We start from the raw sequence: 26,877 nt of genomic DNA on the forward strand, positions 1-26,877 counted from the left end.
CCTCCTTACATTGTGAATTGTATCACAATAAAAATTATAGATAAAGGGGTATTAGTATTTGTTTGTGACGAATATGTGAATGTTTTCACGAGAGAACATCGTTGTATTGATTATAGAGATGTTTGTATAATTTTATTGAAGAAAAAACTTGCACAAGGGTGGGGAGAAGTATGCATCCAAGTGTAACGTTTTTAAACTTCGATCATACGTATACGTGGCAACGAAACCTTCTTCGCTTTCCTCATGATTGGATCGAGATGGCTGACATCGAAGGAACAAATTTATATTGCGATGACGATGCGATGCAAGAAATTGAAAAAAGACTTGCACGTCGACATACGAGAGGGATGACGTTAATCGGAAGCGGCAACTATCATTACGTTTCATACGTATTGCTTAAGCAGTTTCATGAGCCGTTTACACTCGTATTGTTTGATCATCATACCGACATGAATGAGCAAACGCTGTTTCCACTTCTTTCATGTGGCTCATGGGTATCATATGCTCAAAAAAACGTTCCGACATTAAAACACGTTGTCATCATCGGTTCTGCAACTTCACACACATTTTCACATGTCACAATCTTTCCAAAAAGCGATTTCATGTATGCGCCAATGACGATTGTGCGCGCGATTCCGACAAAACATATATACATTAGCATTGATAAAGATGTGCTTCGCCCTCAAGATGCACAAACAAATTGGGATCAAGGGACAATGTCGTTACAGATGCTTTTGACTTACATCGACTATCTTTTCCGATACAAACATGTGCTCGGTGTTGATGTGTGCGGAGAAGATCGTTCGTTTTGTGTGAAAAACGAGCAAGCGAATGAAGCCATTATACAGACATGCTTTAAGCATATGCCTATATCCTCTGCCTCGTAATATTTTGTGAACACAATAAAATAAAGATAGATGTTTTTGTTTACTCATACTATAATTATTAATGAAAAAGGTTATCATTATTAATTGGGGGATTACGTATGGTTGCGATGACGCAATTACGAGTTGGGGAACGCGCAAAAATTGTTGATTTATCCCAAGTAAATGATTTAGTAAAAAGAAGGTTGTTAGATATGGGGGTAACGGAAGGAACAGAAATTTGTTTGAAATGCACGATGCCGCTTGGTGGCCCGTTTATGATTGAAAATTGCGGACAATGTGTCGGCATCCGCCGCCATGAGGCGATGAGCATTCAGGTGAAGCCGTTATGATGCATATTGCGCTTGTAGGTAACCCAAATACAGGAAAAACATCGTTGTTTAATCAGTTAACCGGGACGTACGAGTACGTTGGAAACTGGAGCGGTGTGACCGTTGAAAAAAAGGTAGGTGTTTTGCGCAACAAGCAAGCCAAAGTAATCGATTTGCCTGGCGTATATTCGCTCCATCCACTTTCTCGTGATGAGCGAGTGGTGACGCAATTTTTATTGACCGAGTCATTCGATGAAATTTTAAATATTGTCGATGCGTCACAATTAGAACGAAATTTATTGTTGACTGTACAGTTGTTGGAATTTGGAAAACCATTGGCGATTGCTTTAAATATGGTTGATGTAGCTGAAAGACGTGGCATATTCATCGATCAAACAAAATTGGCTCAAGCGTTACGCGTACATGTCGTACCTGTCGTTGCTCGAACAGGAAAAGGATGTGATCAAGTAGAACGCATGTTGCTTGAAAAAGTAACAGAACGAACTGAGCCGCTTACCCTTTTTTACGGTGAGGCGATGGAGCGGGCGATTGAACGTTTTATCGCGACATGGGGGACAGAAGAGTCATTTCCTGTTCGTTGGTTAGCCATTCAGTTTTATGAAGGAAATAGCTACGTGCATGATTATGTAGCCGAAAAATTGCCCGAAGCGACGTGGCGCTCATTATATGAACAAGCAGAAAAAGAAGTGAAACAGACAGAACAAATGCAGCTTGCTCAGTTTATTTATGAAAAACGTCGTTCATTTGTAAAAGAGGTCATCGAACAAGTTGTGCAACGTACAGAAATCGGACAGGTAACGCTGACGGATCGCATCGATGCAGTTGTAACGAATAAATATATCGGTATTCCGCTTTTTTTATTAGCGATGTATATTTTATTTCAACTTACATTTGATTGGCTTGGAGCACCGCTTTCCGATTTGCTTGATGCCTTTTTCGCTGGTCCGTTAACTGATTCGGTGACGGCGATGTTAGAAGCAATCGGTGCTTCTGAATTTATTCGTGCGCTCGTCGTCGATGGCATTATCGCAGGAGTAGGCGGCGTACTTGTGTTTGTTCCGCAAATTTTTATTTTATTTTTCTTTATTTCATTTTTAGAAGATTCGGGGTATATGGCACGTGTGGCGCTTGTCATGGATCGATTAATGGAAGCTGTCGGATTAAATGGAAAAGCGTTTATCCCGCTCATTATTGGATTCGGTTGCAATGTTCCGGGCGTCATGGCCGCAAGGACGATTGAGCAACCGCGAGAGCGGCTTGTGACGATGTTGTTAACACCGCTCATGTCTTGTTCGGCACGCTTGCCTGTATATGCTTTGTTTGTCGGGGCGTTTTTTGCAGCACATCAAGCCATTGTCGTTTTTTCTTTATATGTTCTTGGCGTTTCACTTGCACTTATACTTGCAAAACTTTTTTCGTTAACGATTTTAAAAGAAGAAGCATCGGTGTTTGTCGTGGAATTGCCGCCATATCGTATGCCGCAATGGCAAGCATTATGGCGCAGCACGTGGGATAAAGGAAAAGGATTTGTAAAAAAAGCAGGGACATTCATTTTTGGTGGTTCCGTTGCTATTTGGCTCTTATCTTATGTTGGTCCACATGGTGTAAATGTAAACATGGACGATAGCTTTTTGGCGATGATTGGCGGTGTACTTGCTCCGTTACTTGCACCGCTTGGATTTGGAACGTGGCAAGCTGGTGCCGCGTTATTAACCGGATTTTTAGCCAAAGAAGTCGTTGTATCAACGATGAACATTATTTATCACGTGCCGAATGTCGAATCACTTCAAGGGTTGATGGCAACGCAGTTTACTCCGCTATCAGCGTTTAGTTTTATGGTGTTCGTTTTACTATATGTTCCATGTTTAGCGACTGTGGCAACGATTTATAAAGAAACAGGTTCACGAAAATGGACGATGTTTTCGATTGGTTATGCGCTCGTTTTAGCCTATATCGTTTCGCTCGCTATTTACCAAATCGGAAGCTTGCTTGGCTTCTAAAGGAAGGGATATACATGATCGTAAATGTTGTCATTGGCACAATTATTTTCGGATATGCAGGTTGGACCATTTTTCGTTTCATTCAAAAAAGTAAGCGCGGTACATGTGCGGCTTGCTCAGTCAAAGGATCATGCGGCACAAGTTGTCATGAAAAAAGCTGACTTCGGTCAGCTTTTTTCAATATATAATGCGAAAGGTCATTTCGTGGGGGACGGTAGGAATGGCGTATTGTTCTACTCGTTCTACACGCGCAAATGGTGGCCCTTTTTTTATTTCATCTACAAACGCCTCCACTCGTTCTACTTCTCCTTGAACTTCCATTTCGATCATGTGATCGGCCTCGCAATTTTTTACCCAACCGGTCAAACCTCGTCTTCTTGCTTCATATTGGGCAAAGTAGCGAAACCCTACCCCTTGTACCCGACCGTGCGCAACAACGGAATAACGAACGATCATCTGTTTAATCTCCTTCGCTAAAAATTTTCTATAAAAATCATACAACAGCCTACCTTGTATTGCATACGTTGAATACGTAAAAAAGATTTATGAGGAGGAACTGTTGTGAATGAAATGGATCGCTACATTCAAAAAGCTGTGATGTATGATTTGTTAGCGCGTTATTATCAATATAAAGATCGTGATCAATATGAAAAGTATATGCGAAAACATATGGAGTATGTGGAAAAAATCGTGAAGTCACGCGAGGAAGAGAGGGTTGATGACGCTGGACGCATTCGCGTATTTCATGCCTCACCAAATGCTCCTGCGGTTGATGTATATGTGAATGGGCAAAAAATATTACGCAATATGAAATATAAACAACTAAGTCAATATATGAAAGTTCCAAAAGGAGAGCATCGCATCGATGTGTATCCAGCAGGACATACGACGTCTCCGGTTCTTAGTCAAACGATTCAAGTCTTGCCGAAAATGACGTATACGCTTGCGGTCATTGGTGACGTACATCGCCTACAACTTCTTTCTATTCTCGACGAACCATATGCGCCGTACGGAAAAGCGAAAGTGCGTTTTGCTCATTTTTCACCAGATGCGCCAGCAGTAGATATTGCGCTACGTGGTGGGGATGTATTGTTCCAAAATGCTTCGTTTGGAAAGGTGACGAATTATATTGAAGCGCCAGTTAACGAAAAGTTGCATGTCGATGTGAGGGTAGCAGGGACAAATCAAGTTGTTTTATCGATTCCCAATGTGCGCTTCCAACCGAATAAGTCTTATACGGTCGTTGCCGTCGGTTACGTATCCCGCACTCCTTCATTAGAGGTGCTCGTATTAGAGTCATAAACAAAAAGAGCTTTGATCGAAATGATCAAGGCTCTTTTCGCTGTTCGCGTTGTTTATATAATTCTTCGACATGTTGAGCGATCGATTCATCAAATTGTTGCTCAAGTTGTTTTTTAATTTGTTTAGCTAGCGTAGGGCTTGCTCCGCCTGTCGTAATGGCAATTTGTAATTTTCCGCGTGAAAAAAATGCAGGAACATGCACGTTGCCGAGAAGATGATTGCTCGCTACGTTGACAAGTTGGTTTGGCGCTGCGTATGTAGCGATTTGTTCATTGACGTTTGGGTCATTCGTTGCGGCAATAATGAAAAAAGCATCGGCATAGTCGCTCGGTTCAATCGAACGTGCATGCCACGTAATTCTTTTTTGTTCAGCTAAATGAACGATGGCACCGACCGCTTCTGGGCTAATGACTGTAATATAAGCCCCTTCATGTAAAAGAGGGAGAAGGCGACGATACGCAATCCGTCCCCCTCCAGCAATGACAACTTTTTTTCCTTTCATTCGGATGAAAAGGGGAAACATACGCCTACCTCCATTCCTTCACTTGTTGTTCAACGAGACGGTCTAATACGTCATACGTCCGAATCGGAGGATATAATGTAAACGATATGTCGCTCGTTTGTTGTGCTTGCAGCGTTTCATGAATATAGTTAAGCAGCTGTCCGAAAAATAAAATGTATGGGACAACAGCTACTTGTTTGTGCTTCGCTGCTTGTGCAAGCGAAGTGACAACATCAGAAAAGGAAGGAGAAGCAGCTGCTAAATAACATGGATAGACGGGTATGTTTGTTTCGTGTTGCAATAGATGAGCAATTTGTTTAAAATCTGCTTGCGCATCTATGTCGCTGCTCCCACGGCCAACGAGCACGATCGCATCAGCATGTTCGATTGTTTTCGATATGGCAGAAACGATATGACGTTGTACACCGAACGGTTTTCCATATGTAATCGTTACAGAAGGAAACATCTTTTTTGCTTTTTCTAACTCATATGGAATGTCGCGTTTCGCGTGGTTAGCCGACAATAGTAAAAGCGGAATGGCATAAATCGTCGTTGCTCCATCATGAACGCAACGTTCCACCCCTGCGACAATATTCGGCTCGCATAATTCTAAAAAGCATATATGTTGAATGGGAATAGAAATGGAAGAAGAGAGGCGTTCGACGAAAGCGACCGCCTCTTTTTGCCCTTCTACTGAACGACTTCCATGACAAATATATAATACAGCTTTCATAACGTTACCTCATTCCATGTGCCATTTTTTCTTCTAACATTGTTTCAAACCACTGTAGCTGTTCATGTAGCCGGACAACTTCTCCGACAATGATGATACTCGGATTCGAGATACAGTTTTTTCTTACAGCATCCGCAATCGTATGTAACGTCGCTACGATCGTTTTTTGCTCGGGAAGCGTTCCCCACTGGATGACGGCAACAGGGGTTTGTGGCTGTCTGCCGTACAACTGTAATTGTTTACAAATGAATGGGAGATGTTTCACGCCCATATAAATGACGAGCGTATCGACTCCCTTTGCTAAATGCTCCCATTGTACGGCGTCTTTGGCGTCAAGTCGACGATGACCTGTGACAAATGCAACGCTTCCGCTAAAATCGCGATGAGTGACAGGAATTCCCGCATATGCTGGAACGGCGATGCCAGATGTCACTCCGGGAACGATTTCAAACGGAATGCGATGTTTGATAAGTGCTTGCGCTTCTTCACCACCACGTCCGAATAGAAAAGGATCGCCACCTTTTAATCTCGTGACATATTTTCCTCTTTTCGCATGCTTCACTAAAAAATGATTAATCGTTTCTTGTTTCATTGTATGGTAATTTGGTAACTTTCCGCAATAAATCAAATCAGCATCGCGCTTGGCGTACGACAGTAGCTGTTCGTTAATGAGGCGGTCGTATAAAATAACATCTGCTTGTTGAATACATTTTAACCCTTTGACTGTAATGAGCTCAGGATCCCCAGGACCAGCGCCGACTAAATATACTTTCCCCATTGTCTCCTCCTAAATCCACTGTTTATTTTTTAGATAGGAAATGATTTGTTGAACGCATTGTTCAATTGAATATTGATCGGTATCGACGACAAGTTCTGGCGAAAGCGGTGGTTCATATGGTGAATCAATGCCGGTAAAGTCGCGAATTTCTCCATTTCGTGCTTTTTTATACAATCCTTTCGGGTCGCGTTGTTCGCACGTTTCGAGTGGACAGCGGACATAAACTTCAACAAATTCATCTTGCTTGAGTTTATTACGAACGAGTTGACGATCTTGACGGAACGGAGAAATAAAGGCAGTCAACACAATTTGTCCGCTATCGACGAACAATTTTGCGACTTCGCCAATACGCCGAATGTTTTCGGTGCGATCTTCGGCAGAAAAACCTAAGTCGCTGTTTAAACCGTGACGCACGTTATCGCCATCGAGCACGTAACAGTGAATATTTTGTTCAAATAATGTTTTCGCGACGGCATTCGCTAATGTAGATTTCCCGGATCCTGATAATCCCGTAAACCAAAGGACAAAACTATGATGGTTATTTTTCTTTCGGCGATCTTCTTTTGTTACACTTTCTTGATGCCAAACGATATTCATGAACGGCCACCTCCGACTGTTTGTAAACCATCCATCAGCACGCGAACCACTTCAGGACGGCTAAATGTACTTGGCGGCATTTCACCAGCGCGCAACATTTCCCGTACTTTTGTGCCGGAAAGAACGACGTGAGCTGTCGCATCATGCGGGCACGTTTTCGTTGACGCCATCGCTTCGCATTTTGTGCAGTAAAAGCTATGCTCGAAAAAGAGAGGAGTAATGCCGAGTTCTTCGTTTGTAAACTGCAAGAAAATTTTTTGAGCATCATACGTGCCATAATAATTGCCAACTCCCGCATGGTCACGGCCGACGATAAAGTGGGTGCAACCAAAATTTTTACGTACGAGCGCGTGGAAAATGGCTTCACGTGGTCCGGCATAGCGCATGGCAGCTGTAAATACGCCGAGAAAGACGCGATCTTTTGGATAATAATGCTCAAGCAACACTTGATAGCTTTTTAAACGAATGTCTGCAGGAATGTCATCTTCTTTCGTTTCGCCAACGAGCGGATTTAAATAAAGACCGTCGACGATTTCAAGTGCACATTTTTGAATGTATTCGTGGGCGCGGTGAACGGGATTGCGCGTTTGAAACCCGACGACTGTTTTCCAGCCAAGTTCCGCAAATCGTTGTTTTGTTTCTTTTGGTGTAAAAAAGAATGGCGAAAAAATTCCTTTATCTGTTTGGCGGACAAGCTTCACAGGTCCACCGATATATATATCCGGTTTTTCAAATAATTTTTTTACACCAGGGTGTGCTACGTCTTCTGTTTGGTATACAAGACGCGCTTCTTTTCGCTTGTCTGGGCGATATATATGTTGCACTTCCATTGTGCCGTACACCGTTCGGTCATACACGAGTTCGACTTCGTCTCCGAGCGATAGTTGTTTCGCTTGTTGTTCTGTTACGGCAAGCGTAATGGGGATGCTCCATACCGATCCGTTTGTAAGCCGCATCGTTTCGACAACCGACTCATAATCATCTTTTCCTAAAAAGCCAGTGAGCGGTTCATATCCGCCGACGGCAAGTAATTCAAGGTCGCTTAACTCCGCTTTACTTAATACGATTTGTTTCATGTTTAAGCCCTCCTAAACTTATTATCCTTATAAAATAACTAGGTTTAAATGCCGCCACCATGTTCGTGAAACGAGCGGCGTTCCTCTGTGATCGTCTTTTTTAAGCTAATCGTTCCGAGTGTGGCGAAACAAACGCTCACAATCGCAATGGCTGTATAGACGTCGCTATGAAGCAATAATTTAATTAAGCTATATGAAACAGCTAAAGCAAAAATAGGGGACACTATCCATACTTTCAACACTTGAATAACAATTTGCTTTTGCCAAATTGAAAAACCGCTTTTCGTTGTGCCGATGCCGATAATGGCTGATGTCGTAATTTGTGTTAGTGGAACAGGGAGACCAAAAAGAGATGAAACGATCACGAGCGTTGCCCCGATTCCTGAAATAATGCATCCTTCTAGTTGAGAGAACGTCGTAATTTTTTTTCCGTTCGTCTCTAACACGCGGCTACCGAGCAAAAGCGCTCCAAGGGCAACGAACAACCCGCCAAAAATGATCCCGTGTTGGACGGATAGTAAACCAGCTCCCACGAGAGGGCCGATAGCGTTGGCGACGTTGTTCATTCCTGCTGAAAATGCCTCGAAAAATCCAGCGATAATAAGCAAAAAGCCAACCCATTTGTTTTGCTTTACTGTTTTTCCTTTTAGCCATTTGCTAATGAAAAAAGCGAAAGAAAATGCAGCAAGTGGTGTAATAAGCCAAAATGATACGATCCAAAGAAGCTTGCCGATGTACAAACTTTGGTATGCAATGCCTGCGCCAACGACCGCCCCGACTGTAATTTCGCTTGTTGATAACGGAATGCCGAGCACGTTAGCTGCAAATAACGAAATCGTTGCTGCTGCTAAAACGATGACGACAACGTCTGTTTTCAAAATGGCTGTAGGAACGATCCCAGAACCGATCGTCTTAACGACTTCCCCTCCGCTTAAGCTGCCGAGAAAAATGGCGATGGCGCATATGAATAAGGCGATTCGTTTATCTGACAATGTGCCTGAACCGTAAGCAGCCCCCATCGTCGCCGCAGCACCGCTTCCACCAATGTTCATCGCAAAGAAAAAAGCGATAATAAAAGCAACTGTAACCAATGCGTTCCCCCCTTTACGACTCGTGCAAGCCGCATTCTGTTTTTCCTAACCCAGCCCATCGGCCAGAGCGTAAATCTTCTTCCGTATAGGCAGGGGATGTACATGGTGCACAACCGATGCTCGGATATCCGCGATCATGAAGCGGATTATAGGAAAGACTGTGGCGATGCACGTAGCGCCAAACGTCTTTCCATGTCCAATGAATAAGCGGGCAAACTTTAATATTTTGAAATTTTTTGTCGCGATTAATAAATTCAACATGTTGTCGCGTTGGCGATTGTTCGCGGCGCAGTCCCGAAATCCATGCCTTTTTTCCTGCCATCGCTTGACGAAGGGGAATAATTTTTCTTAGTTCACAGCATTTGTTCGGATCTGTTTTCCAAAGTTCTGCACCGAATTGTTTCTCTTGTTCTGCAAGTGATAAAGACGGTGTTTGTAAATGAATGCGCAGGCGCGGATATGCTTGTTTGACTCGTTCAATTGTTTCATATGTTTCTGAAAAGTGTAAATGTGTATCAAGAAAGACAATTTCAGCGTCATCGCGCACTTGCGAAATTAGGTCAATGAGCACAATCCCTTCAATACCGAAACTGCATGCATACAAAAGGTCGTCACCATAGTGATTATACGCCCATGTAAGCACGTGTAATGCCCCTTTTTCATTATTGTCTATTGGAAAAGTCGGTTTTTGTTCATCATCCCACGTTTCATACGTAATCATGTATTATCTTCCTTTCTTATACCACCTATAATGTTTGATTGTTTTAAATTTTAACACAATTCAGCCGGATGTCAATCCTAGTTTTTCTATCGGAATTTATTTTTAAAAAAACGTCATGGCAAATGAAAAAAAACATGATTATACTGTTTGTATGGGAGATGTTGAAGGGAGTGGAATATGTTTGCGGCTCATTTTATTAGAAGAATACGATGAACGAACGATGGAATTGGCACGGCCGATTTATGATCGCCATCGTCGCGTATTATTAGCAGCAGGAAGAAAAATTCATCCAAAATATGTCGAACGATTAAAACAGATGGATATTCGTTATGTATTCGTAGAAGATGCGGTATCGGAAGGGATCACGTTGGAAGAGTTGCTTGATATGCCATCATGGATGGATGCGATTGAAGTTGTCCAGCAAGCGTTTGACGCCGTACGAAAGCGAGAAGAATTACCGCTTCGTTCGTTGTTTAAACTAGCAGTAAAGCTTGTTGATGAAGTGAAAAAAAGAAAGGTGTTAGCGGTCATTCCAGCGACGTCGCTTGAAATGGACATGCAGCCGTATGCCCATGCAGTTAACGTCGCATTATTGTCGTTGCAGCTAGGAAAGAAGCTGAATTTCAACGATTTACAATTGCGTGACGTAGCGGTTGGGGCGTTGTTTCATGATATTGGAAAAGAAATAGAAGGCGAAGAGCATCATACAGTGAAAGGATTTGAATATTTACGAAAAGAGCGGGAAGTGAATTTATTATGCGCGCATATGGCGTATCAACATCATGAACATGCAGATGGATCCGGTGCACCGCGAGGATTAAAAGAAACGAACATTCATTTGTACGCCCAAATTTGTGCGATTGCAAATGAATATGAACATTTAATTTCGACGGAGTTTGTACCACCGCACGAAGCGCTTGAAATTATTATGGCGCGAAGTGGTTTCCGATATAGTCAGCAGCTCGTGCGGTTGTTTGTTGAGACGATCCCTGCTTATTTGCCAGGGACAACAGTAAAAATGAGCGACAGCCGAAACGCCATTGTGACAAAAATTGTTGAACATATGCAACGTCCATATGTACGATATATGGATACACATGAAGAAATTTCACTTGCTGATCATCCGTCGCTTCTCATTGTCGGACAAACAATTTTATAGTTTTTTTCGCAAGTTTCCGAGCTCTTCAGCGATCGCTTGCATTTCGCTCGGGCTAAATGATGACTTTTTCATCACCATATCGTATATATCTTTTAATTCATCGTATAGTTGTTCATCAAAATGGTCTGGTTTGATCGCATCAAAATTTAATACTTTTAACTTTTCTTTGATTTGTTCGATCATTTGTTCAACTGATAAATGCACAGTCGTCATCCTTTCATGTGTGATTTCGTCCATTGTATCATTGTTTTATATGTGAGGTGAAGTGAAATGATTCGTGTGTTATTTGTTTGTTTAGGAAACATTTGTCGTTCTCCGATGGCGGAGGCGGTATTTCGACATCTTGTGAAGCAAGAAGGACTTGATCACGTCATTTCTGTTGATTCAGCAGGAACCGGCAATTGGCATGTGGGTAAACCACCACATCACGGGACTCAGCGTATTTTAACGGAAAAACAAATCGATTTTACAGGGTTAAAAGCACGTCAAATTTCAAAAGAAGATTTCTACACATTTGATTACATTATTGGAATGGATAGTGATAATATCGCTCATCTTCGTCGCCTTGTTAGCGATTCGTCACACGCTGTCATTGCCCGTTTTATGGATTTTGTGCCAAACCGTCGCGTAGACGATGTCCCTGATCCGTACTTTACAGGAAATTTTGAAGAAGTGTACGAATTAGTTGAGGAAGGATGTAAACATATATTAGAGCGCATTAAACGAGATCACTCGCTGTAAGGGGGAGAAGACGATGGGAAAGGGGAAATGGATTGCATTAGCAGGCATAGCTTTGCTGCTAGCGAATAACAAAACAAGACAAGTCATTAAAGAAGTGTGTCGCGAATGGATTGACAGCGTAGAAGAGGTAAAGGGGACCGTTCATCAAACGAGACAACATGTTGACGAAATGATGAATGATTTGCAGTTTATTGTGAATAAACTAAGTGAAGTAAAAGAAACAACACCGCAAGTGATGGAGTGGATCGGAGAGCTAATTCGCAAACGCTCCACATAAGGAGCGAGGTGGTGAAGAGATGATTATTAGCTTTTCTGTTGTTCGCGAGCTAATGAAACGGTTTGATGAAGATGAAGTGTTTGACTTATCTGCTGAATTAGCATATTTCTTTTTACTTTCTTTATTTCCGTTTTTACTGTTTTTATTGACGTTTTTGTCGTATTTGCCGATTCCGCATGAAGATGTCATTTCCTTTTTAAGTCAATATGCTCCTAGCGAAACGGCACATTTAATCGAAACAAACGTGAAACAACTCATGGAATCACAAAGCGGAAAATGGTTATCGTTCAGCGTTCTTGCAACCGTGTGGGCTGCATCGAACGGGATGTCAGCCATTATTCGTGCTTTAAATCGTGCATACGATGTGAAAGAAACGCGTTCCTTTCTTGTTGCGCGCGGTATTTCCATCTTACTTACATTTGCCATGATTTTCGTCATTATTGTCGCGCTTGTTTTCCCTGTATTCGGTAAAATGATTGGCACGTTTCTTTTTTCAGCGTTTGGGCTTTCGGACGTTTTTTTGCGCATATGGGAAACGATTCGGTGGTTTGTTAGCTTTGTCATTTTATTTTTTGTTTTTTCTGTGTTATACGTTTTTGCGCCAAGCAAATATGTTCGATTTCGCGACGTATGGAGCGGTTCGCTATTTGCCACAGTCGGTTGGATGGTTGTCTCTCTTGCTTTTTCGTATTATGTGAATCAGTTCGGTAACTATTCGGCGATGTACGGTAGTCTAGGTGGCATTATTGCGTTAATGGTTTGGTTTTATTTGTCTGGCATGATGATTGTATTAGGTGGGGAGCTAAACGCTATTTTTTGTTGTAAACGAGAAGGAAATATGCGCATACGGTAGTCATTCCCTCTCATAAAAAAACGCGGTTAAACCATATTAAAAGTGAACGTGGATATGAAGGGGGACTATACGTGACGAAAAAAACGAAAAAAGACGGCGGAACAAAACAAAAAGGAAAAAGCCGTCCGAAACATAAAACGAGCAGTAGCGCAAACGGACAAAACGGATACCATTAAAGAGAAGAGGGATGTGTTGCACATCCCTCTTATTCTGCGATTTCTTCGTAATGATAGTATGTTTGGTTGTAAATATGTTCAATTTCAGCATCTGTCATATAAACAAGTTGTTCTTGATTAAAACCACGCAATTTTGTAATAAACTCAATCATATTTTTTCTTTCTTCTCTGCTCATTATGATCGCTCTCCCCTCTGTTTTAAAACAGTTTATTTTGTTTAATTGTATTATATAACAGAAGGTTAAAAAGCGTCAACGTTTTTTTCTTGTTTTTTCGAAAAATATTTTGAGAATTTTGTGAACGGACGCTGGGCCAATAGTAAAAGAAGCAAAAGAGAGCTCATGGTAAAGAAAAATAATTCCTCTTGCTGTTGTAATACAACGCCACCAATTGCAGGACCGCATATGCTCCCAACACTATATAGCATACCGCATAAGATGTTGCCGACAGGAAGAAGCGACGTCGGCAACAAATCCGCCATATATGCCATACCGAGTGAAAAAAGCGAACCGACAAACATACCGGCAACGAAAAGCGTCGTTGTTAGTTGCACAGCAGAAGAAAACCATGTCGCTATAGCAAAACAAAGAGCACCCATGGCTAATGCAATCATAATCATCGTTTTTCGTGAAAAACGGTCGCTTAACGTTCCGAGCGGAAGTTGAAAAGCGATGCCGCCAAGGGCAAATGCAGGAAGCATCATCGCAACTGTCTCAACACTTAACTCGTTTCTTAACGCATAAATCGGAAACATGCTATGAAGCGACGCCTCTAAAAAGCCGTAGCCGAACGGCAACAACAAAGCTGGCCATGCTTGTTTCCAAGCGTGAAAAAAGCGTGTCGCTCCAACTTTTTCTGCTTCTTCCGTTTCTGGATATGTATGTGGCAACAAAAATAATAATATCCAGCCACATAAGCTGAGCAAAGATGAAACGATAAACGGCAACGCTTCATGTATGTGAACGAGCGGAACGAGAAGCGGTCCGATCATAAAGCCAACACCGAACGATAAACCATATAGCGAAATGTTGCGACCGCGCCGATGAGTAGGAGAAGCGTATGTAATCCACGTTTGCGAACCGAAATGAAGAATATGGTCGCCAATTCCGATGAATAGCCGAAGCATAAACCAAAACAATAACGAAGATGAGATCGGAAAAATCGCCAAGGAAACGATTACAATCGCTCCACCGGCCATAATTAAATGCTTAAAGCCGTAGCGACGAAGCGGACGCTCTAAAAAAGGTGACACGACAAGAACGCCGATGTACATGGCTGTGGCATGTATGCCGCTAAGCGATGAATGAACGCCATTTTGTTCAAAAATGATAGAAATAAGCGGCAACAATAGCCCTTGAGAAAGACCTGAAATCATGACGATGCTAACTAAAATAAAAAAATGACGTTGTCGCATAATTCCCTCCTGTAATATATTCACTATGTTCGATATTAAAGCGTTTCATAAAAAGAAGCAACGAAAAAGACGGATGAAAATGGGATTAGATTTGTGTAAAATATGGTTGATATCCCATAAATGAAAAGGAGACGATTTGATGGAACGTATCTTTTTTTTATTAACGGTCATCGGTGTTCCACTTTCTGTTGCAGGAAGCTTACTTCATTGGCCTGCAACCCCGATGTTTGTCGTTTATTGTGTCACAATTATTGCACTTGCTAGTTATATGGGACGAGCGACAGAAAGCTTAGCTATCGTAGCTGGGCCGCGCATCGGCGGTTTGTTAAATGCGACATTTGGCAATGCGGTGGAGTTAATTATTTCGATTTTTGCGCTAAAAGCTGGATTAGTTGGTGTCGTGCTTGCATCGTTAACAGGTTCGGTGCTTGGTAACTTACTGCTTGTGGCGGGCTTATCTTTTTTTGTTGGCGGTTTGAAATATAAACGGCAATCATTTAACGTATACGATGCGCGTCATAATTCAGGTTTACTAACATTTGCTATTTTAGTTGCTTTCGTTATCCCAGAAGTATTTTCGATGACGATGAATGAACAAAAGACGCTGTCGTTAAGCGTAGGCATTTCAGTCATTATGATTGCTCTTTATTTAGCAGCGTTATATTTTAAACTCGTTACGCATCGCGGTGTATATCAACATAAAGAAGATGTGGAAGAACACGAAGAGCCAGAATGGTCAAAAGGAAAAGCAATGCTTATTTTGGCGCTTGCTACTGTAGCTGTCGCATATGTATCAGAAAGTTTAGTTCATACGTTTGAAGTCGTTGCTCATTCATTCGGTTGGAGCGAATTGTTTATTGGTGTCATTATTGTCGCGATTGTTGGAAATGCTGCGGAGCATGCTTCCGCCATTATTATGGCATATAAAAATAAAATGAACGTTGCTGTTGAAATTGCGATCGGCTCAACGCTTCAAATTGCGATGTTTGTTGCACCTGTTTTAGTGCTTATATCGCTTTTGTTTCCAACGAAAATGGCGCTTGTGTTTACGCTTCCGGAGCTTGTTGCGATGGTGACGGCTGTATTGTTAACAATCGTGCTTTCGAACGATGGGGATACGAACTGGTTTGAAGGGGCGACATTGCTTGGAGCATATATGATTATGGGAATTGGATTTTATTTGTTGTAATCCGTCAGTTGTTGCTGGCGGATTTTTTTATAGGGAGGATAAATTGTTTACTTTTGAAAAAAATAACGATGAACGACGTAAAAAGAAAGGAGTTTGCGCATGAAAAGATGGTTTGCTTTAAGTATCATGTCCATTTTCTTATGTATTCCAACGGTTAGCGAAGCAACTGTCAAGCTCCCGCCATCGGTCATTGACATTTCAAAAGAAAATACGTATCCGAATCCGACGCAAAATTTGCCGTATTTACAACCGAGCGAACTAGCTAAGCAACTGCTTCAGTCGGCGAATGTTAAAATTGAAAATCCGGAATTAATTCGTCTTTTAAACGAATCGTCGATTTCGAGCACACCGTTTGCGTTTGGTTATGAAGCAACGATTTATTTAGGACAATGGCCATTGAATTATGAATCAACGGAAACATCGACAAATTGGGAGTATCAAAAAGTAAATACAAACTTTATTGACAATCGGGGCGGAAAAACAGCGGTTCGATTGACATATCGTCAAGAAATGCAAAAGCAAGTGCGCGGCGGATTAACCGCAAGCATTCCGAATGAAGAAGACGTAAAAAAAATGATGCTTTTAACAGCGATGAAAAAGACGAATTTGCCGCTCTCCTTTAGCACGTGGATCGGCATGGGGACGAAAAAGGAACAAGCATATAACGTCCCGCCGAAAAAATTAGGCTATTTATACGCCTACGCTCCTGCAGTAAACGAAAAAGGAAAAGTGACATACGGAGAAGTGTATATTGTTTTAAAAGGGAAGAAAAAAAGCATTGTCGTGAAAAACGTAACATCGCAAGGCATCGGTGCTTGGATTCCTGTACAAGACCGTCTATCATTCGCATTTGTTGCTAGCGACGTACCGAGATGATGAAAAAAGCTTGTCGAGCGCCCCGACAAGCTTTTTCGTCTTACCGTTCAATTTTTGCTTTTCTTGTTGTAAAATCGACATTCGGATAATAGCGGTTTTTCACAAGCACATTTGGCCCTAAACATTTTACCACAGGGCAATGGCAGTTCAATGATTTTGCTAAATCGGATGTCATCCATTTGTCATAAGCAGAAAGAAGCGAGTCGGTTTGAATGTTTCCGAGCGTCGGTTCATCACCGAAATCAGTGACAATAATGTCACCGGTAAAGATGTTGACATTTAACCGTGAACGTCCATCAGGGTCGTTTCGTACCGTTACATTTTTACTTGCATATAATCGTTTTAATAGCGCTAAATCTTCTTCGTTGTCACTACATGGGTAAAACGGCAACGTACCAAACAACATCCAAACATTTTCATCGCGTATATCAAGCAAATAATGAATCGTCTCACGCAGTTCATCTAATGTTAATGTTTCCAAACTACTAGCGAAGTCGCTCGGATACATCGGATGTACTTCATGACGTTTACAGCCCATTTCGTTTACAATTTGGCGATGAATCGTTTCTAAATGTGGACGCGTCCGTTTATTTAACATCGTTTCTGCCGACACGATTACACCCATATTTGAAATTGCACGTGCATTTTCGATCATGCGTATAAAGTAGCGCTCGCGTTGTGCGACGGTCGGTTTTTTTTCCATCATCGCAAAGCCACCTTCAACGAAATCATCAATCGTGCCCCAGTTATGCGAAATGTGCAAAACATCTAAATAAGGAATAATTTTTTCGTATCGTTCTAAATCGAGCGTTAAGTTGGAGTTGATTTGTGTGCGCACGCCGCGCTCATGCGCATATTTCAACAACGGCACGACATATTGTTCAACAGATTTCAGCGAAAGCATCGGCTCGCCACCTGTAATGCTTAACGAACGCAAATGTGGAATTTCATCGAGTCGGCGAAGAAGAAGATCAAGTGGCAGCGCCTCAGGATCTTTTGTGCGCAACGTATAACCGACCGCACAATGCTCACAACGCATATTGCAAAGCGTCGTTGTCGTAAACTCGATATTTGTCAACTGCATGCTGCCGTACTGTTCGACATCCATATATGCTTCCCATGGGTCAAATGTAGGGGTAATTGCTTGACGCAACAATGTTTCCATAACCAAGCTCCTTTTATTTTAAAATAGGACTAACGATAATTATGCAAACGAAATGGATTGATTGTCAATGATGTTGCGATCGTGTACGATAAAGAAAAAGCGAGGTGACGACGTTGGGCAACGCAGTATCAGATCAAAATCTACAACTATCCTACTTAAAAACGCGCTTAAATATGTTTCTTGAAGTGCTCGAAGCGCTCGATCCAGAAACGGCCGAATTAGAAGACATTGACCGTCTTATTCAAATGATTGATGATTTAGAAATGAAATACGAGCGGTTTAAAAAAGATTGGGAAAAAAGTCGCTAAGCGGCTTTTTTTCGCGTTTGAAAAAGATGTATAATGAAAGTGGAGAATTCAAAAAATTGTTACATATTGAACAAAGGGGAAGGGAATCGTGATGGAAAAGTTTCAAGAAAGTATGTACAAACTGATCGTTGAAACGTCAACAAAATTGCCGAAAGATGTACGTCGCGCTATCGCTAAGGCGAAGATGCGTGAAAATGCTGGAACGAGGGCAGCAATGTCGCTTGCGACGATCGTACAAAACATTCAAATGGCAGATGAGAACGTATCGCCAATTTGCCAAGATACAGGATTGCCGACATTTAAAATTAAAGTGCCTGTAGGAGTTAATCAAATCGAGATGAAAGAGGCGATTCGTCGAGCGATCGCTCAAGCAACGAAAGACGGCAAACTGCGTCCAAACTCTGTGGATTCTCTAACCGGTGAAAATAGCGGCGATAATTTAGGGATCGGGCTGCCTGTCATGAAATTCGAGCAATGGGAGAAAGACTATATTGATGTTCGTTTAATTTTAAAAGGCGGCGGCTGTGAAAATAAAAACATTCAATATAGCTTGCCTTGTGAATTAGAAGGGCTTGGGCGTGCAGGACGTGACTTAGATGGCATTCGCAAATGTATTTTACATGCGGTATATCAAGCGCAAGGGCAAGGCTGTAGCGCAGGGTTTATTGGCGTTGGCATCGGCGGCGATCGTTCCTCTGGATACGACTTAGCAAAGGAACAGTTATTCCGTTCTGTTGACGATGTGAACCCGAATGAAGACTTGCGCAAATTAGAAGAATATATTATGGAGGCAGCCAATAAACTTGGCATCGGCACAATGGGATTTGGCGGAGAGACGACGCTACTTGGCTGTAAAATTGGCGTTATGCACCGCATCCCCGCAAGCTTTTTCGTTTCTGTCGCATACAATTGCTGGGCGTTTCGCCGTTTAGGCGTCATTGTTGATCCGCATACGGGCGATATTCAAGAATGGTTATATCAAGAGGGAGACGACGTCGACTTCCAACAAGAAGAAACGGAAGTTGTGGGTGAAGCGCGTGAAGTTGTGCTTGAAGCGCCAATTACAGAACAACAAATTCGTGCATTAAAAGTAGGGGATGTTGTTCGCATTAACGGTATGATTTATACAGGTCGCGATGCGATTCATAAACATTTAATGGACCATGATGCCCCAGTTGATTTAAACGGTCAAATTATTTATCACTGTGGTCCGGTCATGTTAAAAGATGAAAACGGTAAATGGCATGTCAAAGCGGCAGGCCCTACAACGAGCATTCGCGAGGAGCCTTACCAAGGCGAAATTATGAAAAAATTCGGCATTCGTGCCGTCATCGGTAAGGGCGGCATGGGGGCAAAAACGCTCGCCGCGTTAAAAGAACATGGCGGTGTGTACTTAAACGCGATCGGTGGTGCCGCGCAATATTATGCGGATTGCATTCAATCGGTCGAAGGCGTCGACTTTTTAGAATTTGGCATTCCAGAAGCGATGTGGCATTTGCGTGTAAAAGACTTTACAGCCGTCGTCACGATGGATTCACATGGCAACAGCTTGCACGAAGATGTCGAAAAATCATCGCTTGAAAAATTAGCTCAATTTAAAGAGCGTGTATTTTAATGGAAGTCCGTCTAGTGATGAGCTAGGCGGATTTTTTATGTCCCATTTTGCACAACCTATCATGGAAAGGAACAGGGAGGTGCAAGCAGTGAAAAAAATGATTATGTTGCTTTTCTTCTTTTTATGTTTGCCACTTAGTCAAGTTGATGCGATGTCATGGGGATTTAAGCGAAGTGAAAATCATCTTCCCCCTTCTGCCGGAAAACAGTTAGACGAATTACTTGCTAAGTACGATGCGTTTTATTTAGGCGATCCGACGAAAAAATATATTTATTTAACATTCGATAACGGCTACGAAAATGGTTATACCGCACAAATTTTAGACGTACTGAAACAAAAAAATGTGCCGGCGACGTTTTTTGTAACGGGACACTACTTACAATCGGCGCCCGATTTAGTAAAACGGATGGTGAACGAAGGTCATATTGTCGGCAACCACTCATGGCATCACCCCGATTTAACAACAGTTAGCGATGAAAAGTTACGTGAGGAGCTTGAGATGGTTAGAAAAAAAACAGAGCTGTTGACGGGGCAAAAACATATGCGTTACATCCGCCCTCCGCGCGGCATTTTTGATGAACGGACGCTTGCGGTTGCACGTGAGCTCGGCTATTACCACGTTTTTTGGTCATTAGCTTTTGTTGATTGGCACGTTCACGATCAAAAAGGTTGGTCGTATGCCTACAACAACGTTATGAAACAAATTCATCCCGGTGCGATTATATTGTTGCATACAGTATCAAAAGATAATGCGGATGCGCTCGCGAAAATCATTGACGATTTACGAAAAGAAGGATATGTTTTTAAAAGCTTAGATGATTTGATGATGCAAAAAATGAACGTTCCTCTTTGGCTTTTTTCCCTTTGACGATGTGCAAAGGGATTTGTTTCGTTATAATAGAAGGAAAAAAAGGTAGGAATCGAAATGTGGCAACAACGAATTGAAGTAGAAGCTCCATACGATTTTTCACGTGTATTAGAGCGGTTAGCGCAGGACCCGTTAGCCGCAGTGGACATGGAAAAGCAACAACTAGTTATACCGCTTTATATAAATGAAACCCCAGTTGTTGTTTCTGTTCGCAGCATCGGAACAAAACAAGCACCAGCTTTTCTTGTTGAAGCGCAGCACGAACAATTAAAAGAAGTGATATTGTCCCGTCTGTTTCACATATTGCATTGGGATCGCTCCCTTTTGCTGATTCACAAGCATTTTTTGCAAACAGAATTGCGGGACATTTTTCTTGAACATGAAGGGACACCGCTTGTGTTAGAACCGGATTTATATTTTTGCCTAATGAAATGCATTATTCACCAGCAGCTACATATGAAAGTGGCGTACAAAATGACGGAGCGGTTTGTGAAAACGTTCGGTCGGGAAATAGACGGCATATGGTTTTATCCGCGCTCAGAACAAATTGCGCGCTTATCGTATGACGAACTGAAAGCGTTACAGTTTAGCGGAAAAAAAGCGGAGTATATGATTGATACGTCACGATTAATCGTGGAAGGAAAGTTAAATCTTGAGCGGCTAGCAGACGCAACGGACGAAGAAGTGATGAAAACACTCCTTGCGATTCGCGGCATTGGTCCGTGGACGGTGCAAAATTTCTTATTATTTGGGCTAGGACGGCCGAACTTATTTCCAAAAGCAGATATTGGCTTACAGCGAGCTGTACAAAAACTGCTTTCATTAGAAACGAAACCTTCGCTGGTGCAAATGGAGGCGTTAAGCAAGCGATGGGAGCCGTATTTAAGCTATGCGTCGCTATATTTATGGAGAAGTATTGAATAGGAGAGAGAACGATGTTACAACAAGGACAACAATTTCCACTCACCATTAAACGATTAGGCATTAACGGAGAAGGTGTCGGCTATTTTAAAAAACAAGTCGTGTTCGTTCCAGGAGCGCTTCCGGGAGAAGAAGTCGTCGTTCAAGCGACGAATATATATCCGACGTATGCGGAAGGAAAAATCGTGCGCATTCGCAAACGTTCCCCACATCGCGTTAAACCGCTTTGTCCTGTATATGACCGATGTGGTGGCTGTCAACTGCAGCATTTAGACTACAACACGCAGCTTGAAGCAAAGCGCGATATTGTCATTCAAGCGCTAGAACGCCATAGCCGATTAAATATAGAAGCGCTCGATATTCGTCCGACGATTGGAATGGACGATCCGTGGCATTATCGCAACAAAAGCCAATTTCAAACAGGAGTGAAAAAAGGGCGCGTCATCGCTGGACTTTACAGCATGAACTCGCACGAACTGATTGACATTGACCGCTGCTTCATTCAACATGACGCCACGAACCGCGTCACAACGGTCGTGAAAACGATTTTGCAAGATTTGCGCATTCCGATTTATCACGAGCGGAAAAAAACAGGTGTCGTGCGCACGATTGTCGCTCGTGTCGGGTTTTTTACAGGCGATGTGCAGCTTGTCATTGTGACCGCGACAAAAGAACTGCCGCGCAAAGATTTATTTGTAGCGGAAGTGAAGCGGCGGTTGCCAGAAGTGAAATCGATCGCGCAAAACATAAACGGACAAAAAACGTCGCTTATTTTTGGCGAAGAAACGATTTTGTTAGCAGGGGAACCGTACATTCAAGAAGTGCTTGGCGACCTGTCGTTTGAACTATCCGCCCGCGCTTTTTTCCAGCTTAATCCGATTCAAACGGTAAAGCTATATGATGAAGTAAAAAAAGCAGCCGCGCTCACGAAAAACGAACGCGTTGTCGATGCATATTGCGGCGTTGGCACGATCGGGCTTTGGCTTGCGCGTGAGGCGAAAGAAGTGCGCGGCATGGACATTATCCAAGAAGCGATTGACGATGCGCGCCAAAACGCCGAACGCCACGGCTTCACCAACGTCACGTATGCGGTCGGAAAAGCGGAAGTGCTGTTGCCAAAATGGGTGAAAGAAGGCTGGAAACCAGACGTCATCGTCGTCGACCCACCGCGAACGGGTTGCGACAACGCCTTGTTAAAAACAATTTTACAAGTGAAACCAAAAACAGTCGTGTACGTTTCCTGTAACCCATCCAGCCTCGCACGCGACATCGGCACGCTTGCGAAACAATACCGTGTCGAATACATTCAACCGTTCGACCTTTTCCCGCACACCGCGCATGTGGAGAGTGTGGCGAAGTTGGTGAGGAAGTAGAAAGGCGCTCATAGGGCGTCTTTTTATGCATTCGTACGGGCGTAGAAAAAAGGACGGCTTTTTTGTAGAATGAAAGTATTCGCAAAATAATGAAGATAGAGGGGAAACGTTCATGAAAAAAACAGTTCGTGTCGTAGGGGCAGTTATATTCGACAATCAAAATTGCGTGTTGTGTGCACTTCGGTCGAATACGATGTCACTCCCTAACCTTTGGGAATTTCCGGGTGGAAAAGTTGAAAAAGGGGAGAAGGAAGAAGAAACATTAGTCAGAGAAATTCATGAGGAATTAGGATGTACGATTCAAGTGCATGAAAAAATTGAAGAAGTGCATTACGAATATCCTCAAGTTATTGTCAATTTACTGACATATAAAGCAACAATTATTGAGGGAGAACCGAAAGCGAAAGAACATGCTGAATTAAGATGGGTGCCACTCCAAGATTTAAAATCTCTTGAATGGGCACCCGCAGATATTCCGACTGTAGACGTTTTATTAGCGAATAAAGTCAATATATAAATCTTCCGGCACGGGATGATGTAGGCGCCATGTGATGCTCATCGGCTTATCTCCGTAGCTTGATACATAATCGACTTCGCCGAGATAAGTGAATGGCAATGTCATTCCGTGCATGTCTTCAAACTTTCGCACAAATAGGTGAATATGAATTCCAAGTTCTTTATGACGAATAAAATTTTGTCCGACAGAAGAGCTATGAGACGTTTGATTTTGGCTTTGCCAATGAAAATGTTTTTGGTCGAGAAAATAATCTTTATAATGTAAATGTTCTTTCACTCTTTCCGATTTATTTAAATTGACGAACAGTAAGTAATGATTTCTAACTTTACTTACTCCTTCTCGCCACGATCCTTCTTTTACCCCTGCTTCAAATAAGAAAATTAAATCGTTTCTCGTATAGTTTTGATAAAGAGTAAGCTTTTCCCCTTTAGATAAAAATCTTTCAGGACGATACGTTCTCCTAAATTCAATAAGTCCGTAATCTATACGGTCTTTCATGTAATTGAAAAACTGTTGGTTTTCTGTTAACGCAAGAATGTTGTCATTCAATATAAATTGGCGCCCATTTCGTTGTCCAAACGCCCATTTTTGTTTTTTATACGGCAATGATAGGCGGTCCATCGATTGCATAATCATTTTTTCGTGTTTTTCTAATGGCACATCTACAGCAAATTTTTTGGAAAGTTGCTTTACGACATCTTCACAAGACACAACTTTTTGTAAAAAAGCTAATTGCAACACAGCAAAATCGTAGGGCCATTTGATCGGAAGTTGATTTTCTAGCCGTTCAACGCACTCACACATCAATGGGTGGTGTAAAATCATTTGGTCAAGCTCGTTTATATCATTCATTTTTTCTTTTGTTTTGACCCATGAACGATACTTATATATGAAAAACGTTAAGCTTGGCGATTGCTCGTAATATAAAAAATCTAATATTTCTGGTGAGCGCCCAAGCTCATTTTTAAATTGTTGATATAGCATTTTTAACATATCTGTCGAGTTCATTTTAATGGAGTCAATGCGATCTAAAATTTCTCTTTGTGTCACAGGATCTAAATCGACATATGCGCCGCCTGGTAGATCGGCAAATTCATGTGTAATTGCAACACGAAGAGAATCTTTATCAAACGCTTTGTCGTTCAGTTGTCCAGCTAGAGCGAGCGGAATCATAAACGATTTTTGATAATTTCCTACAAAGTCTAAAATCGTTACAAATTCTTTTCCGGTTACTTTTCTTAATCCCCTTCCTAATTGTTGAATAAATACGGTTGATGACTCGGTAGGTCTTAAAAATAATAAAAGATTTAGACTTGGGATATCAATTCCTTCGTTAAAAATATTTACGGTAAAGATTAGTTGAAGCGGATCGTTAGGATTTTCTAGTTTTTTAATGACCTGTTCGCGATATTCAACGCTATGTTCACCAGTTAAGTATGTTGTGCAATATCCGCGTTTATTAAATTGTTCGCTCATATATTTTGCATGTTCAATATTTACGCAAAACGCAAGCCCAATGATACGATCACCATCGTAACCATATGTACGAATCATTTCGATAATAAAATCTGTTCGTTCATTTGTTTTTAAAGCTTTCACAAGCGATGCTTCATCAAACATGCCATTTTTTAATGGAATTTGACTATAGTCTACTGTACGATCTGAAATGCCAAAGTAGTGAAATGGTGCGAGCAACTGCGCTTCTAACGCTTCTCGTAAGCGTATTTCATATACGACATTATGGTCACAAATCGCTAAAACGTCTCTTCCATCCATTCTTTCTGGTGTTGCTGTTAAGCCGAGTAAAAATTTTGGTTGGAAATAACGAATAACTTTTTGATATGTAGGTGCTTCGGCATGATGAAATTCATCGATAATTATATAGTCAAATTCATGTTGCTCAAAATGTTGCAACGTTTCATCTTTAGATAGCGATTGAACGGTGCTAAATAAATACGATTTATGGAATTGTTTCACTGTCCCTGTAATTTTCCCGAATAGATGATCGTTACCTAGTACATGCTTGAACGTTTCAATTGCCTTGTCTAGCAATTCTTCACGATGAGCGATAAATAAAAGCTTTTTTGGATTATATGCTTTTACGTCAAAAGCTGCTAAATACGTTTTTCCAGTTCCAGTAGCAGCGATAATGACTCCTTTTGTATTACCACTTTTTCTTGTGTGTTCGAGGTTTTTTAATGCTTTTTTCTGCATATCATTCGGTTTCACACTTGATGTAACGATATATTCTTCTTTCGGCTCAGCAGCTAAAGGTTTGTTTTCTTCTCTTATTGTTTGTTGTTTATATTTTTGAATGAAGGCGTGATCAAGAGAAATCGTGTCTGTATGATCCCATATTTTCTCAAACATTTGCTTTGTATGCTCATAAATGGGTAAAAAGCTTGTATCCGGCAGCTTTACATTTAGCTCATGTCCGTTAATAAGGGCCGAGTGTGAAATGTTTGATGAGCCTATGATTACTGTATTTAATCCTGAACGTCGATGGAACATGTACGCTTTCGTATGAAAAGACTGTTGTTGCGTATCGATTATTTTTACTTGTACGTTAGAAAATTGCATTAGTTTTTCAAGCGCTTTTGGTTCTGTAATGCCTAGATAGGTCGATGTGATGATGCGTACAGGAATACGTTCTTTTTCAAGCATAAGTAATGGACGAATCAATAATTGTAGTCCTGACATCCGAATGAAGCTAACCATCAAATCAACGGAATCAGCTGTCAGCATTTCATATTTTAATGTTTTGAAAAAGTTTTTCATTGTATGTTTGTCATTATATAGTAAGTGTAATCTAGATAAGAAAAAGTCCTCTACAATTGGTATTTCTCGTTGTCCATATGTGTATGTAATCATAGAGAGCGGCAAGGAAAAAGAATCGTTGTTATTTGATACTAATGTAGAAATGTGTTGAGTTAATTGAATGATTTCATCAAAACGGTTTTCTTCAGCCAAAGTTTTTAACTTATGAGCGAGTTGTTTGGCGGAATGAAGAACGAGAACTTCAATATAATCTTTCGGTGATAGACGCTGTATAACGCTTGCATCAGGATATTGTTTAGCAAGAAGTTGTAGTTCCTCGAAAAAACTTTTATCCATAAATAAAACCACCTAACGAATGTTTTATAAAATTTTACCATGATATATGTAGATATTCTATATACATGCACTTTAAAGTAATGACTTCTGTATGAACACTCTTTTCCATGGCTATACTGCTCCTACATACTCATGTATAAAAGGAGCGGAAATGACATGAAACGTCTTAAAATTACAAATGATCACGGCTGGACGCTCCGAACCCTTCGGAAACAAGAAAGGAAAATCAAAGATGCTTCTCTTCGCGTTCGGGTGACCGCTGTTCGTCTTGTCATGGAAGGTCATCTTGGCAAAG

At 41.5% G+C, this 26,877-nt stretch carries 30 protein-coding genes; 17 read left to right on the plus strand and 13 right to left on the minus strand.

Annotation, left to right across the window (positions count from 1 at the left end; genetic code table 11):
- The first annotated feature begins 170 nt into the window (after positions 1-170).
- From CS060_RS10980 to CS060_RS10995, 4 genes are all read left to right on the plus strand, one after another.
- A complete protein-coding gene (locus tag CS060_RS10980; protein WP_035048924.1) occupies positions 171-887 on the plus strand; it encodes an arginase family protein in 717 nt (238 codons plus the stop codon).
- Positions 888-985: 98 nt separating this feature from the next.
- Entirely contained in the window at positions 986-1,216 is a 231-nt protein-coding gene (locus CS060_RS10985) for a FeoA family protein (protein ID WP_035048926.1), read from the plus strand.
- Positions 1,213-3,216 carry a ferrous iron transport protein B gene (feoB, locus tag CS060_RS10990; RefSeq protein WP_035048927.1) on the plus strand — a complete coding sequence of 668 codons (2,004 nt, stop codon included), beginning with the start codon at positions 1,213-1,215 and terminating at the stop codon, positions 3,214-3,216. Before CS060_RS10985 ends, feoB begins: the two co-directional genes overlap by 4 nt.
- A gap of 14 nt (positions 3,217-3,230) precedes the next feature.
- Complete coding sequence (locus tag CS060_RS10995) at positions 3,231-3,377, plus strand: FeoB-associated Cys-rich membrane protein (RefSeq protein ID WP_035048929.1); 147 nt, start codon at positions 3,231-3,233, stop codon at positions 3,375-3,377.
- Between the two features lie 16 nt (positions 3,378-3,393).
- Here CS060_RS10995 and CS060_RS11000 read toward each other — a convergent pair whose 3' ends face one another.
- Positions 3,394-3,672 carry an acylphosphatase gene (locus CS060_RS11000; protein ID WP_035048981.1) on the minus strand — a complete coding sequence of 93 codons (279 nt, stop codon included), beginning with the start codon at positions 3,670-3,672 and terminating at the stop codon, positions 3,394-3,396.
- Between the two features lie 114 nt (positions 3,673-3,786).
- Here CS060_RS11000 and CS060_RS11005 point away from each other — a divergent pair, with 114 nt between their 5' ends.
- Positions 3,787-4,518 (plus strand): DUF4397 domain-containing protein, encoded by a 732-nt coding sequence (locus CS060_RS11005; protein ID WP_216367535.1) that lies wholly within the window; start codon positions 3,787-3,789, stop codon positions 4,516-4,518.
- Positions 4,519-4,543: 25 nt separating this feature from the next.
- Here the strand turns inward: CS060_RS11005 and CS060_RS11010 are convergent, their stop codons facing one another.
- The 7 genes from CS060_RS11010 to CS060_RS11040 are packed head-to-tail and all read right to left on the minus strand — an operon-like array spanning position 4,544 to position 10,016.
- The gene (locus CS060_RS11010; protein ID WP_035048932.1) at positions 4,544-5,041 is read right to left on the minus strand and encodes an NAD(P)-dependent oxidoreductase; all 498 of its coding nucleotides are present in this window, start codon (positions 5,039-5,041) and stop codon (positions 4,544-4,546) included.
- Between the two features lie 4 nt (positions 5,042-5,045).
- Entirely contained in the window at positions 5,046-5,753 is a 708-nt protein-coding gene (locus CS060_RS11015; RefSeq protein ID WP_035048934.1) for a sirohydrochlorin chelatase, read from the minus strand.
- Positions 5,754-5,757: 4 nt separating this feature from the next.
- Positions 5,758-6,531 (minus strand): uroporphyrinogen-III C-methyltransferase, encoded by a 774-nt coding sequence (cobA, locus tag CS060_RS11020; protein WP_035048937.1) that lies wholly within the window; start codon positions 6,529-6,531, stop codon positions 5,758-5,760.
- Between the two features lie 9 nt (positions 6,532-6,540).
- On the minus strand, positions 6,541-7,128 hold the full coding sequence (cysC, locus tag CS060_RS11025; RefSeq protein WP_035048939.1) for an adenylyl-sulfate kinase: 588 nt from the start codon (positions 7,126-7,128) through the stop codon (positions 6,541-6,543).
- The gene (sat, locus tag CS060_RS11030) at positions 7,125-8,204 is read right to left on the minus strand and encodes a sulfate adenylyltransferase (protein ID WP_099668961.1); all 1,080 of its coding nucleotides are present in this window, start codon (positions 8,202-8,204) and stop codon (positions 7,125-7,127) included. The genes cysC and sat overlap by 4 nt, the downstream gene beginning before the upstream one ends.
- Before the next feature lie 44 nt (positions 8,205-8,248).
- A complete protein-coding gene (gene cysP / locus CS060_RS11035; RefSeq protein ID WP_099668962.1) occupies positions 8,249-9,295 on the minus strand; it encodes a sulfate permease in 1,047 nt (348 codons plus the stop codon).
- Positions 9,296-9,308: 13 nt separating this feature from the next.
- Entirely contained in the window at positions 9,309-10,016 is a 708-nt protein-coding gene (locus tag CS060_RS11040) for a phosphoadenylyl-sulfate reductase (protein ID WP_035048945.1), read from the minus strand.
- Positions 10,017-10,197: 181 nt separating this feature from the next.
- Here CS060_RS11040 and CS060_RS11045 point away from each other — a divergent pair, with 181 nt between their 5' ends.
- On the plus strand, positions 10,198-11,175 hold the full coding sequence (locus CS060_RS11045) for an HD-GYP domain-containing protein (protein WP_035048983.1): 978 nt from the start codon (positions 10,198-10,200) through the stop codon (positions 11,173-11,175).
- Here CS060_RS11045 and CS060_RS11050 read toward each other — a convergent pair.
- A complete protein-coding gene (locus CS060_RS11050; RefSeq protein WP_035048947.1) occupies positions 11,170-11,388 on the minus strand; it encodes a DUF1128 domain-containing protein in 219 nt (72 codons plus the stop codon). The two genes, CS060_RS11045 and CS060_RS11050, sit on opposite strands and share 6 nt — an antisense overlap.
- Before the next feature lie 57 nt (positions 11,389-11,445).
- Here CS060_RS11050 and CS060_RS11055 point away from each other — a divergent pair, with 57 nt between their 5' ends.
- From CS060_RS11055 to CS060_RS11065, 3 genes are read left to right on the plus strand one after another with little or no spacing between them, the layout of a single operon-like run.
- On the plus strand, positions 11,446-11,916 hold the full coding sequence (locus CS060_RS11055) for a low molecular weight protein-tyrosine-phosphatase (RefSeq protein WP_035048950.1): 471 nt from the start codon (positions 11,446-11,448) through the stop codon (positions 11,914-11,916).
- A 13-nt stretch (positions 11,917-11,929) separates the two neighbouring features.
- Positions 11,930-12,193, plus strand: coding sequence for a hypothetical protein (locus tag CS060_RS11060; protein ID WP_035048952.1), 264 nt, complete (start codon positions 11,930-11,932; stop codon positions 12,191-12,193).
- Between the two features lie 19 nt (positions 12,194-12,212).
- Positions 12,213-13,046 carry a YihY/virulence factor BrkB family protein gene (locus tag CS060_RS11065; protein WP_099668963.1) on the plus strand — a complete coding sequence of 278 codons (834 nt, stop codon included), beginning with the start codon at positions 12,213-12,215 and terminating at the stop codon, positions 13,044-13,046.
- Between the two features lie 205 nt (positions 13,047-13,251).
- On the opposite strand, the gene CS060_RS11070 is transcribed toward CS060_RS11065, so the two are convergent.
- A complete protein-coding gene (locus tag CS060_RS11070; RefSeq protein WP_003398616.1) occupies positions 13,252-13,398 on the minus strand; it encodes a BH0509 family protein in 147 nt (48 codons plus the stop codon).
- A 65-nt stretch (positions 13,399-13,463) separates the two neighbouring features.
- On the minus strand, positions 13,464-14,636 hold the full coding sequence (locus tag CS060_RS11075; RefSeq protein WP_099668964.1) for an MFS transporter: 1,173 nt from the start codon (positions 14,634-14,636) through the stop codon (positions 13,464-13,466).
- A 139-nt stretch (positions 14,637-14,775) separates the two neighbouring features.
- Between CS060_RS11075 and cax the strand changes: the two genes are divergently transcribed.
- Together cax and CS060_RS11085 are read left to right on the plus strand one after the other, a co-directional pair.
- Complete coding sequence (gene cax / locus CS060_RS11080) at positions 14,776-15,825, plus strand: calcium/proton exchanger (RefSeq protein ID WP_099668965.1); 1,050 nt, start codon at positions 14,776-14,778, stop codon at positions 15,823-15,825.
- A 126-nt stretch (positions 15,826-15,951) separates the two neighbouring features.
- Entirely contained in the window at positions 15,952-16,701 is a 750-nt protein-coding gene (locus CS060_RS11085) for a YfkD famly protein (protein WP_231563641.1), read from the plus strand.
- Positions 16,702-16,741: 40 nt separating this feature from the next.
- Here the strand turns inward: CS060_RS11085 and yfkAB are convergent, their stop codons facing one another.
- Entirely contained in the window at positions 16,742-17,866 is a 1,125-nt protein-coding gene (gene yfkAB / locus CS060_RS11090) for a radical SAM/CxCxxxxC motif protein YfkAB (RefSeq protein WP_035048960.1), read from the minus strand.
- A 113-nt stretch (positions 17,867-17,979) separates the two neighbouring features.
- Between yfkAB and CS060_RS11095 the strand changes: the two genes are divergently transcribed.
- The 6 genes from CS060_RS11095 (at position 17,980) to CS060_RS11120 (ending at position 23,468) form a co-directional block, all read left to right on the plus strand.
- Positions 17,980-18,174: an SE1561 family protein gene (locus CS060_RS11095; protein WP_035020549.1), complete on the plus strand. Its 195-nt coding sequence runs from the start codon at positions 17,980-17,982 to the stop codon at positions 18,172-18,174.
- Positions 18,175-18,265: 91 nt separating this feature from the next.
- Positions 18,266-19,789, plus strand: coding sequence for a fumarate hydratase (locus CS060_RS11100; RefSeq protein WP_035048962.1), 1,524 nt, complete (start codon positions 18,266-18,268; stop codon positions 19,787-19,789).
- A 97-nt stretch (positions 19,790-19,886) separates the two neighbouring features.
- A complete protein-coding gene (gene pdaA / locus CS060_RS11105; RefSeq protein WP_257211136.1) occupies positions 19,887-20,657 on the plus strand; it encodes a delta-lactam-biosynthetic de-N-acetylase in 771 nt (256 codons plus the stop codon).
- Positions 20,658-20,714: 57 nt separating this feature from the next.
- Positions 20,715-21,581 carry a DNA-3-methyladenine glycosylase family protein gene (locus tag CS060_RS11110; RefSeq protein ID WP_035048964.1) on the plus strand — a complete coding sequence of 289 codons (867 nt, stop codon included), beginning with the start codon at positions 20,715-20,717 and terminating at the stop codon, positions 21,579-21,581.
- A gap of 11 nt (positions 21,582-21,592) precedes the next feature.
- Positions 21,593-22,951, plus strand: coding sequence for a 23S rRNA (uracil(1939)-C(5))-methyltransferase RlmD (gene rlmD / locus CS060_RS11115; protein ID WP_035048966.1), 1,359 nt, complete (start codon positions 21,593-21,595; stop codon positions 22,949-22,951).
- Positions 22,952-23,063: 112 nt separating this feature from the next.
- The gene (locus CS060_RS11120; RefSeq protein WP_035048968.1) at positions 23,064-23,468 is read left to right on the plus strand and encodes a (deoxy)nucleoside triphosphate pyrophosphohydrolase; all 405 of its coding nucleotides are present in this window, start codon (positions 23,064-23,066) and stop codon (positions 23,466-23,468) included.
- On the opposite strand, the gene CS060_RS11125 is transcribed toward CS060_RS11120, so the two are convergent.
- Positions 23,445-26,582 (minus strand): DUF3427 domain-containing protein, encoded by a 3,138-nt coding sequence (locus CS060_RS11125; protein ID WP_035048970.1) that lies wholly within the window; start codon positions 26,580-26,582, stop codon positions 23,445-23,447. The two genes, CS060_RS11120 and CS060_RS11125, sit on opposite strands and share 24 nt — an antisense overlap.
- Positions 26,583-26,877 lie beyond the last annotated feature (295 nt).

It is taken from the genome of Anoxybacillus flavithermus, assembly GCF_002742685.1.
Taxonomy (GTDB): domain Bacteria; phylum Bacillota; class Bacilli; order Bacillales; family Anoxybacillaceae; genus Anoxybacillus; species Anoxybacillus flavithermus_E.

Coding starts and splice junctions, on each gene's coding strand:
- yfkAB (WP_035048960.1), bottom strand. CDS start 17,866: ATGGAAACATTGTTGCGTCAAGCAATTACCCCTACATTTGACCCATGG.
- cysC (WP_035048939.1), bottom strand. CDS start 7,128: ATGAATATCGTTTGGCATCAAGAAAGTGTAACAAAAGAAGATCGCCGA.
- CS060_RS11010 (WP_035048932.1), bottom strand. CDS start 5,041: ATGTTTCCCCTTTTCATCCGAATGAAAGGAAAAAAAGTTGTCATTGCT.
- CS060_RS11065 (WP_099668963.1), top strand. CDS start 12,213: ATGATTATTAGCTTTTCTGTTGTTCGCGAGCTAATGAAACGGTTTGAT.
- sat (WP_099668961.1), bottom strand. CDS start 8,204: ATGAAACAAATCGTATTAAGTAAAGCGGAGTTAAGCGACCTTGAATTA.
- CS060_RS11040 (WP_035048945.1), bottom strand. CDS start 10,016: ATGATTACGTATGAAACGTGGGATGATGAACAAAAACCGACTTTTCCA.
- cax (WP_099668965.1), top strand. CDS start 14,776: ATGGAACGTATCTTTTTTTTATTAACGGTCATCGGTGTTCCACTTTCT.
- CS060_RS10985 (WP_035048926.1), top strand. CDS start 986: ATGGTTGCGATGACGCAATTACGAGTTGGGGAACGCGCAAAAATTGTT.
- rlmD (WP_035048966.1), top strand. CDS start 21,593: ATGTTACAACAAGGACAACAATTTCCACTCACCATTAAACGATTAGGC.
- CS060_RS10980 (WP_035048924.1), top strand. CDS start 171: ATGCATCCAAGTGTAACGTTTTTAAACTTCGATCATACGTATACGTGG.
- CS060_RS11055 (WP_035048950.1), top strand. CDS start 11,446: ATGATTCGTGTGTTATTTGTTTGTTTAGGAAACATTTGTCGTTCTCCG.
- CS060_RS11125 (WP_035048970.1), bottom strand. CDS start 26,582: ATGGATAAAAGTTTTTTCGAGGAACTACAACTTCTTGCTAAACAATAT.
- CS060_RS11120 (WP_035048968.1), top strand. CDS start 23,064: ATGAAAAAAACAGTTCGTGTCGTAGGGGCAGTTATATTCGACAATCAA.
- feoB (WP_035048927.1), top strand. CDS start 1,213: ATGATGCATATTGCGCTTGTAGGTAACCCAAATACAGGAAAAACATCG.
- cobA (WP_035048937.1), bottom strand. CDS start 6,531: ATGGGGAAAGTATATTTAGTCGGCGCTGGTCCTGGGGATCCTGAGCTC.
- CS060_RS10995 (WP_035048929.1), top strand. CDS start 3,231: ATGATCGTAAATGTTGTCATTGGCACAATTATTTTCGGATATGCAGGT.
- CS060_RS11000 (WP_035048981.1), bottom strand. CDS start 3,672: ATGATCGTTCGTTATTCCGTTGTTGCGCACGGTCGGGTACAAGGGGTA.
- CS060_RS11075 (WP_099668964.1), bottom strand. CDS start 14,636: ATGCGACAACGTCATTTTTTTATTTTAGTTAGCATCGTCATGATTTCA.
- CS060_RS11050 (WP_035048947.1), bottom strand. CDS start 11,388: ATGACGACTGTGCATTTATCAGTTGAACAAATGATCGAACAAATCAAA.
- CS060_RS11015 (WP_035048934.1), bottom strand. CDS start 5,753: ATGAAAGCTGTATTATATATTTGTCATGGAAGTCGTTCAGTAGAAGGG.
- CS060_RS11085 (WP_231563641.1), top strand. CDS start 15,952: ATGTCCATTTTCTTATGTATTCCAACGGTTAGCGAAGCAACTGTCAAG.
- pdaA (WP_257211136.1), top strand. CDS start 19,887: ATGATTATGTTGCTTTTCTTCTTTTTATGTTTGCCACTTAGTCAAGTT.
- CS060_RS11100 (WP_035048962.1), top strand. CDS start 18,266: ATGGAAAAGTTTCAAGAAAGTATGTACAAACTGATCGTTGAAACGTCA.
- CS060_RS11110 (WP_035048964.1), top strand. CDS start 20,715: ATGTGGCAACAACGAATTGAAGTAGAAGCTCCATACGATTTTTCACGT.
- CS060_RS11060 (WP_035048952.1), top strand. CDS start 11,930: ATGGGAAAGGGGAAATGGATTGCATTAGCAGGCATAGCTTTGCTGCTA.
- CS060_RS11070 (WP_003398616.1), bottom strand. CDS start 13,398: ATGAGCAGAGAAGAAAGAAAAAATATGATTGAGTTTATTACAAAATTG.
- CS060_RS11005 (WP_216367535.1), top strand. CDS start 3,787: ATGGATCGCTACATTCAAAAAGCTGTGATGTATGATTTGTTAGCGCGT.